Source organism: Burkholderia sp. JKS000303 (genome assembly GCF_002563755.1).
Taxonomy (GTDB): domain Bacteria; phylum Pseudomonadota; class Gammaproteobacteria; order Burkholderiales; family Burkholderiaceae; genus Burkholderia; species Burkholderia anthina_B.
Window position 1 is genome coordinate 3845377 of sequence record NZ_PDBZ01000001.1, and the last position, 18038, is coordinate 3863414.

20 protein-coding genes are annotated in these 18038 nt (G+C 67.2%); 9 read left to right on the forward strand and 11 right to left on the reverse strand.

From position 1 onward, the window contains the following. Entirely contained in the window at positions 1-825 is an 825-nt protein-coding gene (locus BX604_RS18195; protein ID WP_098552009.1) for an SDR family NAD(P)-dependent oxidoreductase, read from the forward strand. 46 nt (positions 826-871) lie between these two features. Here BX604_RS18195 and BX604_RS18200 read toward each other — a convergent pair whose 3' ends face one another. The 4 genes from BX604_RS18200 to BX604_RS18215 form a co-directional block, all read right to left on the reverse strand. After that, entirely contained in the window at positions 872-1120 is a 249-nt protein-coding gene (locus tag BX604_RS18200; protein WP_098552010.1) for a hypothetical protein, read from the reverse strand. Positions 1121-1250: 130 nt separating this feature from the next. Next, positions 1251-2225, reverse strand: coding sequence for a threo-3-hydroxy-L-aspartate ammonia-lyase (locus BX604_RS18205; protein WP_098552011.1), 975 nt, complete (start codon positions 2223-2225; stop codon positions 1251-1253). A 57-nt stretch (positions 2226-2282) separates the two neighbouring features. Then, entirely contained in the window at positions 2283-2921 is a 639-nt protein-coding gene (locus BX604_RS18210; RefSeq protein WP_098552012.1) for a helix-turn-helix transcriptional regulator, read from the reverse strand. Then, a complete protein-coding gene (locus tag BX604_RS18215) occupies positions 2918-3439 on the reverse strand; it encodes a YbaK/prolyl-tRNA synthetase associated domain-containing protein (protein ID WP_098552013.1) in 522 nt (173 codons plus the stop codon). Before BX604_RS18215 ends, BX604_RS18210 begins: the two co-directional genes overlap by 4 nt. A 412-nt stretch (positions 3440-3851) precedes the next feature. On the opposite strand from BX604_RS18215, the gene BX604_RS18220 reads away from it, so the two are divergent. Both BX604_RS18220 and BX604_RS18225 read left to right on the forward strand, forming a co-directional pair. Next, positions 3852-5435 (forward strand): isocitrate lyase, encoded by a 1584-nt coding sequence (locus tag BX604_RS18220; protein WP_098552014.1) that lies wholly within the window; start codon positions 3852-3854, stop codon positions 5433-5435. Positions 5436-5698: 263 nt separating this feature from the next. Further along, positions 5699-5983: an antitoxin Xre/MbcA/ParS toxin-binding domain-containing protein gene (locus BX604_RS18225; RefSeq protein WP_098552015.1), complete on the forward strand. Its 285-nt coding sequence runs from the start codon at positions 5699-5701 to the stop codon at positions 5981-5983. A gap of 124 nt (positions 5984-6107) precedes the next feature. On the opposite strand, the gene BX604_RS18230 is transcribed toward BX604_RS18225, so the two are convergent. Both BX604_RS18230 and BX604_RS18235 read right to left on the reverse strand, forming a co-directional pair. After that, positions 6108-6824: an EthD domain-containing protein gene (locus tag BX604_RS18230; protein WP_098552016.1), complete on the reverse strand. Its 717-nt coding sequence runs from the start codon at positions 6822-6824 to the stop codon at positions 6108-6110. 50 nt (positions 6825-6874) lie between these two features. After that, the gene (locus BX604_RS18235; RefSeq protein ID WP_098552017.1) at positions 6875-7414 is read right to left on the reverse strand and encodes a nuclear transport factor 2 family protein; all 540 of its coding nucleotides are present in this window, start codon (positions 7412-7414) and stop codon (positions 6875-6877) included. 211 nt (positions 7415-7625) lie between these two features. Between BX604_RS18235 and BX604_RS18240 the strand changes: the two genes are divergently transcribed. The 5 genes from BX604_RS18240 (at position 7626) to BX604_RS18265 (ending at position 13078) form a co-directional block, all read left to right on the forward strand. Further along, a complete protein-coding gene (locus BX604_RS18240) occupies positions 7626-8126 on the forward strand; it encodes a nuclear transport factor 2 family protein (protein ID WP_098552018.1) in 501 nt (166 codons plus the stop codon). A gap of 51 nt (positions 8127-8177) precedes the next feature. Beyond that, the gene (locus BX604_RS18245) at positions 8178-9044 is read left to right on the forward strand and encodes an SDR family NAD(P)-dependent oxidoreductase (RefSeq protein WP_098552019.1); all 867 of its coding nucleotides are present in this window, start codon (positions 8178-8180) and stop codon (positions 9042-9044) included. Positions 9045-9053: 9 nt separating this feature from the next. Further along, the gene (locus BX604_RS18250; RefSeq protein WP_098552020.1) at positions 9054-9809 is read left to right on the forward strand and encodes an SDR family NAD(P)-dependent oxidoreductase; all 756 of its coding nucleotides are present in this window, start codon (positions 9054-9056) and stop codon (positions 9807-9809) included. Between the two features lie 102 nt (positions 9810-9911). After that, on the forward strand, positions 9912-10688 hold the full coding sequence (locus BX604_RS18255; protein WP_098552021.1) for a glucose 1-dehydrogenase: 777 nt from the start codon (positions 9912-9914) through the stop codon (positions 10686-10688). A gap of 524 nt (positions 10689-11212) precedes the next feature. Next, positions 11213-13078 (forward strand): phosphoenolpyruvate carboxykinase (GTP), encoded by a 1866-nt coding sequence (locus tag BX604_RS18265; protein WP_098552022.1) that lies wholly within the window; start codon positions 11213-11215, stop codon positions 13076-13078. A gap of 128 nt (positions 13079-13206) precedes the next feature. Here the strand turns inward: BX604_RS18265 and BX604_RS18270 are convergent, their stop codons facing one another. From BX604_RS18270 to BX604_RS18290, 5 genes are read right to left on the reverse strand one after another with little or no spacing between them, the layout of a single operon-like run. Next, a complete protein-coding gene (locus BX604_RS18270) occupies positions 13207-14112 on the reverse strand; it encodes an NAD-dependent epimerase/dehydratase family protein (protein WP_098552023.1) in 906 nt (301 codons plus the stop codon). A 51-nt stretch (positions 14113-14163) separates the two neighbouring features. Then, positions 14164-15000, reverse strand: a complete 837-nt coding sequence (locus BX604_RS18275; protein WP_098552024.1) for an SDR family NAD(P)-dependent oxidoreductase — start codon at positions 14998-15000, stop codon at positions 14164-14166. Between the two features lie 43 nt (positions 15001-15043). Further along, positions 15044-15802 (reverse strand): SDR family oxidoreductase, encoded by a 759-nt coding sequence (locus BX604_RS18280; RefSeq protein ID WP_098552025.1) that lies wholly within the window; start codon positions 15800-15802, stop codon positions 15044-15046. 40 nt (positions 15803-15842) lie between these two features. Further along, positions 15843-16700, reverse strand: coding sequence for an SDR family NAD(P)-dependent oxidoreductase (locus BX604_RS18285; protein WP_098552026.1), 858 nt, complete (start codon positions 16698-16700; stop codon positions 15843-15845). A 3-nt stretch (positions 16701-16703) separates the two neighbouring features. Then, positions 16704-17120 carry a nuclear transport factor 2 family protein gene (locus BX604_RS18290; protein ID WP_098552027.1) on the reverse strand — a complete coding sequence of 139 codons (417 nt, stop codon included), beginning with the start codon at positions 17118-17120 and terminating at the stop codon, positions 16704-16706. A 445-nt stretch (positions 17121-17565) separates the two neighbouring features. Here BX604_RS18290 and BX604_RS18295 point away from each other — a divergent pair, with 445 nt between their 5' ends. Next, positions 17566-17775 (forward strand): hypothetical protein, encoded by a 210-nt coding sequence (locus BX604_RS18295; RefSeq protein ID WP_098552953.1) that lies wholly within the window; start codon positions 17566-17568, stop codon positions 17773-17775. The last annotated feature ends 263 nt before the right edge of the window (positions 17776-18038 follow it).

Genomic DNA, 18038 nt, shown 5'->3' on the forward strand with positions numbered 1-18038 from the left:
ATGACGCATTCGATTCGCTTCGACGGCGGCACCGCCGTGATCACCGGCGCGGCCAGCGGCATCGGCAGCGGGCTCGCGCGTCACGCGGCCGCGCTCGGCATGCGTGTCGTGCTGGCCGACCTCGATCCGGAGAAGCTCGACGCCTTTGCCGCGACGCTCGACACCGACGTGCTGTGCGTGCCGACCGACGTCAGCCGGCCGCAAGCCGTCGACGCGCTGGCCGACGCCGCGTGGCGGCGCTTCGGCGGCGTCGACCTGCTGTTCAACAACGCGGGCGTGATGGCGACCGGCTTCAGTTGGGAAATCACGCCGGAACGGTTCGAGCGCAGCTTCGCGATCAACGTGCACGGCGTGATGAACGGAATCCGCAGCTTCGTGCCGCGGATGCTGGCGCGCAACGTGCCGGCGCGCATCGTGAATACCGCGTCGGTGGGCGGCTTCCTGCCGAGCCCGCTGATGTCGCCGTACTCGGCGACGAAGTTCGCGGTGGTCGCGCTGACCGAATCGCTGTACGGCGAGCTGAAGATGCTCGGCGCGCCGGTCGGCGTGTCGCTGCTCGCGCCGGGGCCGGTGCAGACCGGCATCTTCAACGACCCGTTCGGCGCCGCGCACGACCGGCCGGAAGTGCAGGGTTTCGTCGATACGATGCGCTCAATGCTGAACGCGCACGGGATCACGCCCGACGCGTTTGCGGCGCGGGTGTTCGACGGCATTCGCGACGGGCGCTACTGGCTGATTCCGCAGCCGGAGACGATCGACGACGCGCTGCAGCGGCGCACCGACGACATCCTCGCGGCCCGCGATCCGTCGCTGCCGTCGTTGTGATGGCGTGACGCGGGCCGGCCGCCCGATGCGGCCGGCTCGTGCGGCATTACATATGCGAGCCGGCGTGCGTGCGGCCGGATGGATCGCTGCCGCGGTCGGGCGGCGTATTGTTCTGATCGATCTTCGCGAGCACGAAGCCGGCGCGCGGCAGCGCGGCGGGTGCACGGTGGACGGGCTGCGCGACGTCGTCGCGCGGCGGGACAGCGGGAAAACCGGATGACGTAACGCCCGGTTGAGCGAACGCCGAGAGGGATGCGGCCGCAAGGGCGGCAGCGACGATCGCGTGCGTGTTCATGGTGACTCCTTCTTCACGACTGACTGCGGGACCACGCAATGAGTCTAGGTCGCGAAACTTAACGCGACGTGAAGGAGCGGCGGCGCACGGATGACGGATGCTTCATGGCGTCATCCGTGCGCCGCGGCCGTCATGCGGCTGCGGATACCAGCGCGCAGAATGTCTCGAGATCGACGTTGCCGCCGCTGATCACGATGCCCACGCGTTTGCCTTGCAGTTCGTCCTTCATCCGGCGTGCGGCCGCGAACGACAGGCAGCCGGTCGGCTCCACGACAATCTTCATACGGGTCGCGAAAAAGCGCATGCAGTCGACCAGTTCCGCATCGGTCGCGGTCAGGATGTCGTCGACGTCGCGCCGCAGGATCGGGAACGTCAGGTTGCCGAGATGCTGCGTCTGCGCGCCGTCGGCGATCGTGCGCGGCGTGTCGATATGCACGATCGACCCGGCGCGGAACGACTGCTGGCCGTCGTTGCCGGCTTCCGGCTCGACGCCGTACAGCTTCGCGTGCGGCGACAGCGCGCGCGTCGCGAGCGCCGTGCCCGACAGCAGGCCGCCGCCGCCGAGCGGCGTGAACACCGCATCGAGCGGCCCGACCTCGTCGAACAGTTCCTTCGCCGCCGTGCCCTGGCCCGCGATGACGTCCGCGTGGTCGTAGGGCGGGATCAGCGTGAGCCCGTGCCGCTCCGCGAGTTCGCGGCCGATCTGCTCGCGGTCCTCGGTGTAGCGATCGTAGGTCACGACGTTGCCGCCGTAGCCGCGCGTGGCGGCCATCTTCGCCGCCGGCGCGTCCTGCGGCATCACGATCGTCGCCGGAATGCCGAGCATGCGCGCCGACAGCGCAATCGCCTGCGCATGGTTGCCCGACGAGAACGCGACGACGCCGTTGCGGCGCTGCGTCGCGTCGAAGCGCGACAGCGCGTTGAACGCGCCGCGGAACTTGAACGCACCCATGCGCTGCAGGTTCTCGCACTTGAAGAACACCTGCGCGCCGAGCGCTTCGTCGATCGTGCGCGACGTCATCACGGGCGTGCGGTGCGCGTGGCCTTCGAGCCGCGTCGCGGCGGCCGCGACGTCGTCGTAGGTGGGGAGGGTCGGAGTGGTCATGAGTCGCTCGTCGGAAGGGTCGGTCAACAGGTAAGCGGGGCGCGCATGCGCATCGCGTCATTTCGCATCGTTGTAGACGGTGGCGCGCGAGACGCCGAGATGCTGCGACACGATTTCCATCGCGCGGCGCACCTCGAGGAAACCGTCGGTCTTCAGCGCCTGCATCAGCTCGCGGCGCTGGTCGGTCTTCAGTTCGCGCGGCGTGGTCGCGAGGCGCGTCGCGAACGCGTCGATGCGCTGCCGGATCGCGTCCGCGCCGGCCGGGTCGAGCGTTTCGGCGACCGGTTCGCCTTCCGTGCTGCAGAACTGGTTCAGCATTCCCTGGAAACCGCGGAACAGCGTGACGTCGGCGTTCAGGCACAGCGCAGCGACGTAGCGGCCGCGCGAATCCTTGATCCCGATCGACGTGCTCTTCGCGGTGCGGCCGTCGGCGAAACGGTTCGCGTAGTTCGCGAGCACCTGCGGGAAGTCGTCGTCGGCGATGCGCGCCAGGCCGAGCTCGGTCGCCGGATCGCCGACCGCGCGGCCGGACAGGTTGTTGTGGATCGCGAGAATCGCGTGCTCGGGCGTGCGCAGGTCGTGCACGACCACCTCGGTGAACGGCGCGAACATCGCGCCGAGCCCTTCGGCGATGCGCTGCACCTGTTCGATCAGGGACGCCTGTTCCGACTGCGGTGTGGTGCGGGGCGTGGTCATGCGCTGGCCTGGAGCGTGGGCGCGTCGGCGGTTTCCGGGCGCGTGATGTCGGCCAGCAGCGGGCGCGCGATGCGCACGTAGTCGGACGCGTCGAGCACGATGGAGCGGTCGAGGCGGCCCGCGTTGAATGCAATCTCGTCGTTGCGCTCGATCAGCGCGGGATCGACGACGAGCGTCACGTTCGCGTCGAACACGAACGGCGGCACCGCGCCCATCACGCAGCGCGTGACGGTGGCCGCGAGTTCGGGCGGCGCCAGCGTCGCCTTGCGACGGCCGAGCGCGTCGGCGACTTTCCGGAAATCAATCTTCAGATGGCCGGGGATCACGGCGAGCGCGGTGGCGTCGCCGCCGTCCTTGAACGTGCAGAGCATCGCCTTCGCGCCCTGTTCGGGGCGTGTGCCGCGAATCGCGGCGATCACGTCGGATTTGCCTTCGGCCGGATGCGCCAGCACGCGGAACCGCGCGTCGGACGTATTCAGCAGGTCGCACAGGGCATCGAAAACGGGGGAGTCGCTCATGTCGTTGCGGGCAGGAGGGTGCGCATTGCGGTACGCGGGGACGGCGCATCGTGTTGCGCCGTCGATGGATTGTCCAAGTATAGACGTTTTGTCATGTCGATGGCAAAAGCCGCAAGCATGGATCGCGATACGTGTCCTCCCACCAACTGCCGAAAGATCGTTTCATATCGCGAAATGCGCGTCGAATTCCCGCCGCGCGGCCTTCCCGCCGCTTGAAAACCTGTTTTGCATCGCAAAATGTCGTTCTTATCTCATTGAAAAACAAGCGAAATTTATATCTTATGTCTTATATAAGAGTTGGTGGACGGCGCGCCGGGCGGCGTTACTATTGAGTCCATGCAGTTCGCTTCGTCACACGGGGCGGGCAAGCTGAACCCTTTACTCAAATGCGCTTCGTTCCCAGGAGATAGACATGTCCCAATATCAAGACGACATCAAGGCAGTGGCTGGTTTGAAGGAGAAGCAAGGCAGCGCGTGGAATGCCATCAATCCGGAATCCGCTGCCCGCATGCGCGCCCAGAACAAGTTCAAGACGGGCCTGGACATCGCCAGGTACACCGCGAAGATCATGCGCGCCGACATGGCTGCGTACGATGCCGACCCGGCCAAGTACACGCAGTCGCTGGGTTGCTGGCACGGTTTCATCGGCCAGCAGAAGATGATCTCCATCAAGAAGCACTTCAACAGCACCGACCGCCGCTACCTGTACCTGTCGGGCTGGATGGTCGCTGCGCTGCGCTCGGAGTTCGGCCCGCTGCCGGACCAGTCGATGCACGAAAAGACCTCGGTCAGCGCGCTGATCCGCGAGCTGTACACGTTCCTGCGCCAGGCCGACGCCCGTGAACTGGGCGGCCTGTTCCGCGAGCTGGATGCCGCCAAGGATGCCGCTGCCAAGGCCGCGATCCAGGAAAAGATCGACAACCACGTGACGCACGTCGTGCCGATCATCGCCGACATCGACGCCGGCTTCGGCAACGCGGAAGCGACGTACCTGCTGGCCAAGCAGTTCATCGAAGCAGGCGCATGCTGCATCCAGATCGAGAACCAGGTGTCGGACGAGAAGCAGTGCGGCCACCAGGACGGCAAGGTCACGGTGCCGCACGAGGACTTCCTCGCGAAGATCCGCGCGATCCGCTACGCGTTCCTCGAACTGGGCGTGGACGACGGCATCATCGTCGCCCGTACCGACTCGCTCGGCGCCGGCCTGACCAAGCAGATCGCCGTGACCAGCACGCCGGGCGACCTGGGCGACCAGTACAACGCGTTCCTCGACTGCGAAGAACTGTCGGCCGACCAACTGGGCAACGGTGACGTCGTCATCAAGCGCGACGGCAAGCTGCTGCGTCCGAAGCGCCTGGCGAGCAACCTGTTCCAGTTCCGCTCGGGCACGGGTGAAGCGCGTTGCGTGCTGGATTGCATCACGTCGCTGCAGAACGGCGCCGACCTGCTGTGGATCGAAACCGAAAAACCGCACATCGCGCAGATCGGCGGCATGGTCAACGAGATCCGCAAGGTGATCCCGAACGCGAAGCTGGTGTACAACAACAGCCCGTCGTTCAACTGGACGCTGAACTTCCGTCAGCAGGCTTACGATGCGCTGAAGGCCGAAGGCAAGGACGTGTCGGCGTACGACCGTGCGCGCCTGATGAGCGTGGAATACGACGAAACCGAACTGGCCAGGATCGCCGACGAGAAGATCCGCACGTTCCAGGCCGATGCAGCGCGTGAAGCAGGCATCTTCCACCACCTGATCACGCTGCCGACGTACCACACGGCTGCGCTGTCGACCGACAACCTGGCCAAGGAATACTTCGGCGACCAGGGCATGCTCGGCTACGTGGCCGGCGTGCAGCGCAAGGAAATCCGTCAGGGCATCGCGTGCGTCAAGCACCAGAACATGTCCGGCTCGGATATCGGCGACGACCACAAGGAATACTTCAGCGGCGAAGCAGCGCTGAAGGCGGCGGGCAAGGACAACACGATGAACCAGTTCTGAGCGTCGTCGGACCCGAAGCAAAAAAAGCCAACCCGTTGCGTGACTCCGCAGACTATGGGTACATAGCCAGGGTTGGATAGGTTGGTTCCTTCGCAACACCCCTCGCAGAGGGGTGTTTTTTTTCGTCCGCGCCCGTACTGGAACACCGGTGACGCACCCGCAAGCGGGGGATAGGGCCGGTGAGAACGACTATGATGGAATCTCGATACCGTCGGCGCGACATCCGGCCGGCGTCCATCCGGTTTCGTCAGGAGGGTGCAGACTTGCATCGGCTCGAACAGTACTACGCGGGAGACGATAGCTGGAACGCGTTCTCGGCTCTCTTCGCGAAATACCAGGATTTACCGGAAGTTCAGCGCCTCGCCAGGGATCTCGACGGGCAACTCGATCTTGCTTGTACGATCTACTGGGTTGCCGGTCCGGAGTCTGCCCGGAAATGGATCAACTCGCGTGTCCCGGCACTCGACGATATTCGCCCCGTCGATTGTGTTGGCAACCCGGACGGGGTCAAGCGCCTGCGCGTATGCCTCATGCGCATGCCGTCGTAACGACGAGCGCTGGCGAGCCGTGATCGAGCCAGGGGTTTTGCGCACGATTTGCCGGGCGCCACGCGACTGACCACGTCGACAAAGAAACGCCGGCATGGCTGCCGGCGTCGGTGACGGACGCCTTTTACCCCCGCACCGCCTTCACGACATACTGGCTCGTCGGCACCACGTCGATCTTGTCGAAATCGATGAAGCGTCCGCAGCTGTCCATCATCTCCGCCACGTTGCGCTGGAATTTCTCCTCGTCGCCGACCGCATCGAAGAACGCGTGCGGGTCGGTCATCGCCGCAGCCGGAAAGCATTCCTCTACGATCGCATCGTAGCCGGGCGCCGCATGCGTGAGCGCACGCACGACCACGTTCTGCACGTACAGGAAATTGTCCTGCGTGTCGATCGCGACGCGCGTGTGATGACCGTGCCACACGTCGAGCCACGCTTCGTGCGTGAGCCGCGGCGGGCGCTTCAGAAAGGCGAGCTGCGAGAAGCCGCTCGTGCGCTCGCCCGGCCGCGCGGGAAAGCGCGTGTTCGGAATCGGTTGCGATTCGGTGACGAGATACGCGGCCATGTGCGGGACGACCGCACGTACCGCGTCGTCGAATGGCTGGCGGAACATCGGGTTCGCGCTGTCGAGCCACACCGCGACGATGCCGTCGATGCCCGGGTGCGTATTGGTCTGCTTCAGCGCGGCGGCCGGCGCGACGTCGGCATCGGCGACGTTCGCCTGCACGCCGTGCGCGCCGAGCGACAACAGCTTGTCCGCGAGTTGCGCGCGCACGCTGCGGCTCCACTGATCGGGCGCGACCTGCGCATCGCGCCACAACACGTAAATGACTTTCTCCATTGCTCCGGCTCCAGAGGGAATGACGGGATCGGCGGCGCTGCCGCCGGGTTTCAGGAAGCGTTGAGGGTGGAATCGGCCGATTCGGCCGAAGCCGTTGAAGCGGCCGCGTCGCGCGCACCGGGTGCGAAGCGGTTCGCGGTCAGCGTGAACGACGGCGGAATCGGCGACGTGACGGTTTCGAACAGCCGCTCGTGGCGCGTCGCGTGAATGCGCCACACACCGTCGCGCTTCACGTACTGGTCGTCGTAGAACGCGGTGCCGTGCACCAGGTAGTTGTCCTCGAGATTGATCGCGTGATCCTCGAGAAACCACACGCCGCACGCGTGATCGGCGGACACCAGCGTGAGCTCCGGGTGATGGCCGTGATGCATCGTCAGGAAGGTCGGCTTGCCGATCAGCGCGCGCAGGCTCGACACGAACGCGTCGCGGCCGTCGTATGCATAGCGGCCGCCTTGCAGCCGCACTTCGCAGTCCTCGGTCACGCATTGTTCGAGCAGCGACCAGTCGTGCGTGTCGATCGCGCGGAAATACCGGTACTTCAACTGTCGGATCTGCTCGTATTCGAAGAGCGTGCGGGTCGTGTCGTCCATCGCCGTATCTCGTGGTGGTGTCGTTCGATGGTAGGAACGAAGCCGCCCGCGTCACATCGTCTGTTCGGACGAACGTCGTGACAGCGTCGTCGGCGCCCGCGGATGCGAACCGCCGGATTCATCCAAACAGGTGATGGCCGCGCTTTCGTGCGCCTGTAACGTGGCGTCGACGCGGCTTCGATCCGCGCACACGAGACCAAGGAGAGACGGCATGACCCCGATCGAACGAATGGAAGTGCGCGTGCGCAGGCTCGAGGACGCCGATGCGATACGCCGCCTGAAGGCCCGCTACTTCACGTGCTGCGACCGGAAGGATCCGCAGGGCATGCGCGATTGTTTCGCGCCCGGCGCCGTGCACATCGACTACGGCCGGATCGGCACGTTCGAGCACCGCGACGCGCTGGTCGACGTGTTCGAGCGGCTCGGCTGCCACCCGCACATCGTCGAGATGCACCACGGCGTGAACCCCGACATCACCGTGCTCGACGACACGCATGCACGCGGCACGTGGGGGCTGCATTACCAGATGCTCGATACGAACGCGCACACGCTCACGCAGCTCGGCGCGACCTACGACGACGAATACCGGAAGATCGACGGCGAATGGAAGATCGCGGCCACACGCTGCGTCGTCACGTCGACGCTGTCGGCCCGCTACGAAGGCGATGCGCCCGGCGTGCTGTTCGCCGGCGCGCAGCCGCCTTCGATGTGACGACGCGCACCGCTCGCGCCGGTTGAGAACATTTCCCAGGAGACATCGAACATGACACAGAACCACGCGGCGCCGGTCGCCGTCGTGACGGGCGCGTCACGCGGCGCGGGCAAGGGCATCGCGCTCGCGCTCGGCGCGGCCGGCATGACCGTCTACGTGACGGGCCGCTCGCAACACGAAGGCGATGCGCCACTGCCCGGCACGATCCACGAGACGGCGCGCGAGATCGACGCGCTCGGCGGCCGCGGGATCGCGGTCGCGTGCGACCACGCGGACGACGCGCAAGTGAAGGCGCTGTTCGAGCGTGTCGAACGCGAAAGCGGGCGGCTCGACATCCTCGTCAACAACGCGACCTATCTGCACGATCAGCTGATCCTGCCGGGCCCGTTCTGGGAGAAGTCGCTCGACCTCGTGAACATCCTCGACGTCGGGCTGCGCTCGGCCTACGTCGCGAGCTGGCACGCGGCGCCGCTGATGGCGAAGCGCCGCAGCGGACTGATCGCGTTCACGTCGTCGTTCGGCGCGAGCTGCTACATGCACGGCGCGGCATACGGCGCGCAGAAGTCCGGCGTCGACAAGTTCGCGAAGGACATGGCGGTCGACCTGAAGCCGTTCGACGTCGCGGCCGTGTCGATCTGGATGGGCCCGCTGCGCACCGAGCGCACGACGCGCGTGTGGGACGAGCATCCCGATCTGTACAAGGAATTCTCGCTCGTCGCCGAAAGCCCGGAGTTCACCGGCCGCGTGATTCAGGCGATCCACGCCGATCCGCAACGCATGGCGCTGTCGGGGCAAGTGCTGGTCGGCGCGGAAGCCGCGCTCAAGTACGGCATTGCGGATCTCGACGGCAAGCAGCCGCCGTCGTATCGCGACATGCTCGGCGGCCCGGTGCAGGCGCATCCGGCGATCGTGGCCTAAGGCGCGCGCATGGGCATTCTCGAAGGCAAGGTCGCGCTCGTGACGGGCGCGGGGCAGGGTGTCGGGCAAGGCGTCGCGCAAGCGCTCGCGGCCGAAGGCGCGGCGGTGGCCGTGGTCGGCCGCACGCGCGACAAGCTGGTCGCGACATGCGAGGCGATCCGCGCACGCGGCGGGGTTGCGGAGCCGTTCGTCTGCGACGTGATGGATGCCGAACAGATCGTGCAGTGCGTCGATGCCGTCGTCGAGCGTTTTCGCGGCGTGCAGATCCTGATCAACAACGCGCAAGTCGTGCCGCTCGGCCGCCTGCTCGACGTGACGGACGCGGATTTTCACGCGGGCCTCGAATCGGGACCGATCGCGACGCTGCGGATGATGCGCGCCTGTCATCCGCATCTGAAGGGCGATGGCGTGATCGTCAATTTCGCGTCGTCGGCCGCGGTGCGCTGGGATACGTCCGGTTACGGCGCATACGCGGCGACCAAGGAAGCGATTCGCGCGCTCACGCGTGCGGCCGCCTGCGAATGGGGCGCCGACGGCATCCGCGTGAACGCGGTCGCGCCGCATGCGCTGTCGCCGGGCCTGAAGGGCTGGGTCGATGCGAACCCCGACGAAGCCGCCGCGTTCTTCCGCACGATCCCGCTCGGCCGCGTCGGCGACTGCGAGCAGGACATCGGGCGCGCGATCGTGTTTCTCGCGAGCCGCGACGCCGCGTATCTGACGGGTGCGACGTTGCCGCTCGACGGCGGGCAGGCGTACTGGGGCTGACCGCGAGCGCGGCGCAGCCGCATCGCCAGGCATGGACCGGCCCGCGTGCGCAGGTGAGCGCGCCGCGGCCGGCAAACCGGAATGAATCAGGCAGAGGACGACATGGGTCGACTGGAAGGGAAGGTAGCGATCGTCACGGGCGGTGCGCGTGGCATGGGCGCGGCGACGTGCCGGCTGTTCGTCGAGGAAGGCGCGCGCGTCGTGATCGGCGACGTGCTCGATGCGGAAGGCGAAGCGCTCGCGCGCGAACTCGGCGACGCGGCGCGCTTCATGCGGCTCGACGTGGCCGACGAAGCGAACTGGCAACGCGTGGCCGACGCGACCGTCGAGCAGTTCGGCCGCATCGACGTGCTCGTCAACAACGCGGCGGTGCTGATGTTCGGCGCGATCACCGAACTGTCGAAACGCGATTTCGAGCGCGCGGTGTCGATCAATCTCGTCGGCACGTTCGTCGGCATTCACACGATCGCACCGCGGATGATCGCGCAGAAGCACGGGTCGATCGTCAACATCTCGTCGGTGGACGGGCTGCGCGGCGTGAACGCGCTGGCCGCGTACGTATCGAGCAAGTGGGGCGTGCGCGGGTTGACGAAGGTCGCGGCGCTCGAACTCGGGCACCAGGGCGTGCGCGTGAATTCGATCCATCCGGGCGGCGTGAACACCGCGATGTCGAATCCGACCGGCGCGCCGCTCGACGAGGTCAACAAGCATTACACGCACGTGCCGCTGCAGCGCGTCGGCCTGCCCGACGAAATCGCACGCGCGACGCTGTTTCTCGCGAGTGACGAAGCGTCGTACTGCAACGGCGCCGAACTGTCCGTCGACGGCGGGATGGCGGCGGGCGCGTATTACCCCGGATTGCCCGGCGCGCCGTTTTGAGCGGTAGCGTACACAACGCCTTCGCGACGGATGTTTGTGTACGCAACCTAATTCAGGGTTTGCCTGAGTAGCGAAAACGCTAACTCGGGTCGCACGGGTTCGCGTGCGCGCGCGCGAATGCGTCGCGCCGTTTTTTCCGTCCTCGCGAAACCCTTGCCGGACGGACGTTCCAACGGTTTCGTCCCCAAAGCGACCGCGTGTGCGCAGTAAAAAGGACCTGCCGGCAAGCGTCATGCCGGCAGGTCGTCACAGTTGTTTCTTGTTGCAACGCAACGCCCGCCCAATAACGGCGATGGTATGCTGGCCGGCATGGAGTTGTACGGCAGGTTGCTTGCATGGCGAAACTCGCGTTCGCACGCTCATACGAGACATCACATTCTCTCGCCCGCATCGCGGCATCGACACGCGCTCCGCTCGCGTGTTCCGCCTTGCGCGTCGCTGCATCCTGCGCTCCGATCGCATTCCTCATCTCGCGGGCTCGTCCCGCACCCCCCATCCCCGCCCAATAATCTGGAGACATCCCCATGTCGCAAAACACCATGGCCGAAGCAACACACGGCTCGCTGATCGCTCCCCCGGCATTCGTCAAACATCGCAAGCTGATCGACTGGGTATCGCGCATCGCCGCGCTCACGGAACCGGACCGCGTCGTGTGGTGCGACGGTTCGCAGGAAGAAAACGACGCGTTCTGCCAGGCAATGGTCGACCAGGGCACGCTCACGCGCCTGAACCCGGCGAAGCGCCCGAACTCGTATCTCGCGCAATCCGATCCGTCGGACGTCGCGCGCGTCGAGGACCGCACCTTCATCTGCACGCAATCGGCCGACGACGTCGGTCCGACCAACAACTGGATTGCGCCGGAAGAAATGCGCGAGACGCTGAACGGGCTGTTCCGCGGCTCGATGCGCGGCCGCACGCTGTACGTCGTGCCGTTCTCGATGGGCCCGCTCGGCTCGCCGATCGCGCACGTCGGCGTCGAGCTGTCCGACAGCCCGTACGTGGCCGTGAACATGCGGATCATGACGCGCATGGGCCGCGAGGTGTACGACGTGCTCGGCGAAGACGGCGAGTTCGTGCCGTGCGTGCACAGCGTCGGCCATCCGCTCGAAGCAGGGCAGAAGGACGTGCCGTGGCCGTGCAACCCGGTGAAGTACATCGTGCACTTCCCCGAGACGCGCGAGATCTGGAGCTTCGGCTCGGGCTACGGCGGCAACGCGCTGCTCGGCAAGAAGTGCTTCGCGCTGCGCATCGCATCGACGATGGGCCGCGACCAGGGCTGGCTCGCCGAACACATGCTGATCCTCGGCGTGACGTCGCCGGCCGGCAAGAAGTATCACGTCGCGGCGGCGTTCCCGTCCGCGTGCGGCAAGACCAACTTCGCGATGCTGATCCCGCCGCAGGGTTTCGACGGCTGGAAGGTCACGACGATCGGCGACGACATCGCATGGCTGAAGCCGGGCCGCGACGGCCGCCTGTACGCGATCAACCCGGAAGCCGGCTTCTTCGGCGTCGCGCCGGGCACCGGCGTGAAGACCAACCCGAACGCGATCTCGACGCTGAAGGAAAACGTGATCTTCACGAACGTCGCGCTGACGGAAGACGGCGACGTGTGGTGGGAAGGCCTGACCGACACGCCGCCCGCGAAGCTGACCGACTGGCAGGGCAACCCGTGGACGCCGGAAATAGCCAAGGAAACCGGCCGCAAGGCCGCGCATCCGAACTCGCGCTTCACCGCGCCGGCGTCGCAATGCCCGTCGATCGACGGTGACTGGGAGAACCCGGCCGGCGTGCCGATCGACGCATTCATCTTCGGCGGCCGCCGCTCGACGACCGTGCCGCTCGTGACCGAAGCGCGCGACTGGGTCGAAGGCGTGTACATGGCCGCGACGATGGGCTCGGAGACGACCGCCGCGGCCGTCGGCCAGCAAGGCATCGTGCGCCGCGACCCGTTCGCGATGCTGCCGTTCTGCGGCTACAACGTCAGCGACTATTTCGCGCACTGGCTGAAGCTCGGCAAGCAGCTCGAAGGCGCGGGCGCGACGCTGCCGAAGATCTACTGCGTGAACTGGTTCCGCAAGGACGCGAACGGCAAGTTCGTGTGGCCGGGCTTCGGCGAGAACATGCGCGTGCTGAAGTGGATGCTCGATCGCCTCGAAGGCAACGGTGGCGGCGGCGAGCATGCGTTCGGCGTGTCGCCGGCGTATGACGACCTGCATTGGGACGGGCTCGACTTCACGCGCGAGCAGTTCGATTCGGTGACGTCGATGAACGCGGACGAATGGCGCGAGGAACTGAAGCTGCATGCGAAGCTGTTCGACACGCTGAAGCTGCGCCTGCCCGCCGAGCTGACCGACACGATGAACAGGATCGAGCAGCGCATCGGCGGCTGACGGCACACATCGGCATAGAGAAGTCGTGAAGTAAAAACCTGAACGTCCCGCCGCCGGCATGCATCGCCGGCGGCGGGACGTCGTCGTTTACGCGTCGCGCTTCGTTTCGGATGCGTTGCGCCGGGCGCTTACGCGCCGCACTGCGCGACCACTTCGTTCACCGCGCGCTGCACGTCGCCGCGCCGGTAGCCCAGCAGCGCGGCATCAGCGGGATCGGGCTCGTACGACACGACGTTGCCGCGCCCCGTGTAGATCGCGAGGTCCGGCAGCAGCGGATGCGCCTGGTCGAGCGACGGTACCGTCTGCGGATTGCCGGCCGCGCGGAAGAACGCCGCGAAGTAGTCGGCGAAACTCAGGTTCTCGTCGCCGACGAGATAGGCCTTGCCGGTTTCGCCGCGTTGCAGCGCGCCCCAGATCGCTTCCGACAGCGATTGCGTCGAGATGAAGTTGCTGCCGCCGGCCGGCCCGTAGACCGGCAGCCCGGCGAGCTTGCCTTGCGCATAGCCGGTGTACGCGGCGAACATCTCGTTGCGCAGCCCCGGGACCGACCCGACCACGAACGGCGCATTGACGCTGCACACCGCGAACGACGGCGACGCGAGCGCGCGCACGCGTTCGTCGGCGAGGTGGCGCGAGCGTACGTACGGCACGCTGTCGACCAACTCCGGCGCGACCTGCGGATAGAAGCTGCCGACCAGCACCGCACGCTTCACGCCGGCCTCGCGTGCGAGCGCGAAGAAGCGCGGCACCGCTTCGACGTTGGCGCGTTCCCAGTGCGCGGCTTCGTCGGTGCCCGGCGGCAGGTGACGAATGTCGTTGCCGGCCGCGAACACGATCGCATCGAACGGCGCGAGATCGTCGCGCGTGAAGTTGCCGGCCACGTAGTCGCGCTGCAGCACGTCGAATTGCGCGAGCGCGCTGCCCGGTGCGGGCGGTTTGCGCGCGGCGAGCGTCACGTGGTTGCCCTGCGCGTGCAGGTGCAGCGCCGCGTGGCCGCCGATGAGGCCGGTGCCGCCGATGATCAGGATTTTCATGGTGTCTCCGGTGACGGCGCGGGCGCGCCGTATCAAATGAACGAATGCCGCTCAGAAATTGAAGCCGTTGCCGGTGACCACCGGCATGTTGGTCCAGAAGCCGTTCGGGTCGCGATACCAGCCGGCCGCGGCGAGGGCGCCGCCGTCCACGTGCAGCGTCGTGCCGGTGACCCATGCGGCGAGCGGGCTCGCGAGGAATAGCGCGGCGCCCGCGATGTCGCCGGCCGCGCCGAAGCGCCCGAGCGGAATCCAGCGCGGGATGTGATCGTGATGCTCGGCCGCGACCATCGCGCTCACGGGCACCTGCGGCGTTTCGGTGGTCTCCGGCGCGATCTGGTTCACGCGAATGCCGCTCGGCCCGAGTTCGAGCGCGAGGCTTTTCGTGAAGCCGGTCAGCGCGGCCTTGAACGACGCGTACACGGTGCAGTTCGGAATCGCGCGAAAGCCCTCGATCGACGACACGCCGACGATGCTGCTGCCTGCGCCGCGCTTGCGCAGCAACGGCAGCATCGCGCGCGTGACGACGAACACCTGCCGCAGGTTCACGTCGAACAGCCGCGCGATGTCGTCGTCGGTGCAGTCGTCGAACGGCTTCGCGATCTGCAGGAAATCGCCGACGTTGTTGACGAGCACGTCGAGGCCGCCGAAGCGCGCGTCGATCGTCCGCGCGAACGCATCGACTTCGTCGCGACGCGTTACGTCGACGGTGCCGACCAGCGCATCGACGCCCGCGGCTTCGAGCGCCCGGCGCACGTCCTGCGCGCGGGCCGGATCGATCTCGGCGATTGCGACGCGCGCGCCTGCCGCGCCGAATGCCTCCGCACATGCGCGGCCGATGCCGGCGCCGCCGCCGGTGACCAGCACGGTCTTGCCGGTGAATGAAATCATCAGAACCCTCCTGGGGTCGGGGTCGGGGTAGCCGTGAGCCGCCTCACAGCGACGAAACGAGTTGCGCGTTGTCGATCCGCAGCTCCGCGCCGTTCACGAAACGCGATTCGTCGGACGCAAGGAACAGCACGAGATTCGCGACGTCCTGCGGATCGCACATGCGCGCCATCGGATCGTGGCCGATGCCGAGTTCGGCCGGATCGAGGCCGGGCATCAGCGCCTGCGTCATCGGCGTCCAGATGCCGTCCGGATGGATCGAGTTGCAGCGGATCCGGTAGCCGCTGCGCTTGCAATGCACGGCCACGCTGCGCGCGAGGGCTGTCACCGCGCCTTTCGAGCCGGTGTACGCGCACATCATCGGCAGGCCGCCGAGCGCGGCGACCGACGACATCATCACGATCGAGCCCGGCGTGTCGTTGCCCTTCATCGCGCCGATCGCGTACTTGCAGCCGAGGAAGTAGCCGTCCGCGTTGGTGCGCATCACGCGGCGCCACGTATCGAGGCTCGTGTCCTCGATCGAGCCGACCGGGCAGATCGCCGCGTTGTTGACGAGCACGTCGAGGCGGCCGAAGCGCTCGAGCGTCGCCGCGATCGCGTGCCGCCAGCCGTCTTCGTCGGCGATGTCGTGACGTACGAACAGCGCCGCATCGCCGATCTCGCGCGCGAGTGCGAGGCCCGCGTCCTCGTCGATGTCGGTCAGCACCACACGCGCGCCTTCGGCGGCGAGCAGCAGCGCATCCGCGCGGCCGACGCCGCTTGCCGCGCCGGTGATCAGCGCGACTTTGTTTGCGACTCGATTCATGTCCTGTCGAATTCCTGTGATGTTGAAAGAAGGCGGGCGCTCATGCGGCGCCCGGTGCGCGACCGGCCTTGACCGCGTCGAGTGCGGCCGCGCCGTAAATTTGCGCGATCGTGTCGTCGACGCGCGGGTTGGTGCGCAATTCATGGCCGCCGTCGACCGCGAAGCTCTGGCCCGTGACCCAGCCCGATTCGGGGCCGGCGAGATAGCGCACCGCATGCGCGATCGCTTCGGGTTCACCGAGCGTGCCGAGCGGAATCTGTTCGAGAAAGCTGTCGACGAGCGGCTGGTTGTCGAACATTGGCGCGGTCGCTTCCGAGCGCGTGAGGCCGGGGCGCACGGCGTTCACGCGGATCTTCGCGCCGGCCAGCTCCTCGGCCGCGCCGCGCACCAGTGCTTCGAGCGCGGCCTTCGCGGTGCAGTACGCGGACAGCCAGCGGAAATTGATGTGCGCGGCGGTCGACGAGATGCAGACGATCGCGCCGCCGCCGCTGTCGGCGAGCCGCGGCGCGGCATGCCGGATCGCGACGAATGCGCTTTGCAGGTTCAGGTCGATTTCCGCACGGAAGCTCGCGGCGTCGTGCATCAGCAGCGGCCGGAACCCGGCGCCGCCGACCGTCGGCACGACGATGTCGAGACGGCCGTCGAGCGCCCACGCGACGTCGAGCGCCGCCTGCAGATCGGTTTCGTCGCAAGCGTCGCCGGCGTGGATCGCGACGCGGCTACCGGGCACCGCCCCGGTCAGTTGCTGCTGCGCGCGTTCGAGCGCGTCGCGGCGGCGGCCCATCAGCACGACGGCTGCGCCGTCGGCGACGAGCGCGTGCGCGCAGGCCGCGCCGATGCCGCCTGCGCCGCCGGTGACGAGCGCGGTGCGGCCGGTCAAGGGGCGTGACGAGCGCATCGTTCAGCCCTCCAGCGGCAGATCTTGCGACCAGTCCACGTGCAGCGTGCGCGCGGCGAAGCGCCACGCCGCGCCGTCGAACACGCAGCGATCGCGATAGCGCAGCCCCCAGTCGAGCTTGCGCTTCACGCCGTCGCGCACATAGACGTGGCACGCGACGCCGTACGTCTCGACGTCGGCCTCGCCGCCGTCGAGCGTGACGAGCTGGTTGTGCACGTGATGCTGGGTCGTCTCGTAGCGCTCGATCGCGCTCATGCCGGCGACGATCGCGTCGCGGTCGTCGAAGCGGAAGCCGGGGCCGTCGAGCTGCGCGTCGGCGGTGAAGAGGGCGGTGAGGCGCGGCCAGTCGCGCCGGTCGACGGCTTGCGCGTAACGGCACGCGAGCTCGTACAGCGCGTGGCGGGGATTCGAATCGGTCATGCAGTACTCCCGTGGATGGACGGAAAGCGCCAGCCAGGCCGCGCATGCGGACGCGGCGGCATTGCGACGTCGATGCGCAGGTTCGCATCGGACCGATCGCGCCTCATCATCCATACGGAGCAGGGCGCGGCTCGGGGAAAACACCGGGAGCGACGGTGGTGCATCGTCCGATGGTGCGATGCAGCGCGCGTGATTCGACCTGCGTCGAAAGATGACATGACCTGTCAGGCAAGGCAGTCGCCGATGTATTGCCCGATCGGCTCGACGACGCATCCCGCGCGATGTTGCGACGCGGAATTGCGCGCGAGGCCTGCCTCGCGTTTGCCCCTAGTCGAAATGGACGATGGCCGGCGGCCCGGCGCTGGCTACCGTGCAGTCATCCGGTGTGGTTGCCGCCGAGCCGGATTCGAACCGCGGAAGCGGTCAACCGAAGGGGACGACGATCATGAGACTGACGACTCGCAAGCTGTGCGTATTGGCGATGGGCACGTTCGCTGCGATGGCGATGGCGCGATACGGCGCCGATCGCGTCCCGTCGCCGCCGTATGCGGCCGGCATCCTGCAATGCCGCTCGGTCGACCAGAGCGGCCTGCCGACCGGTTGCGTGCCGATCGATCCGTCGCACTTCGGTTTCGCCGCGTTGCGCGGCATGTGACGTCGGCGCGGCCGCGCGCCGCGTCGGAAGGACGCCGCCGCCAAGGCGCGACGGCGTGCCCTCGGCTTGCGCGAAAGCCATTGCGCATTCGCGGCGCATCGGCCGGATCGCGTCGCCGATCCGGTTTCGCGTCATTCGACTCCCGGCCGCCGCGCGATGTCACGCCGTGCGCGGTGCGCATTCATGCCGCGGCACGCCCGTATCGCCATCCGCGACGCAGCCGGGCCAGCCCCCCCCAACCATCGTCTTTCACGTATTCCGTT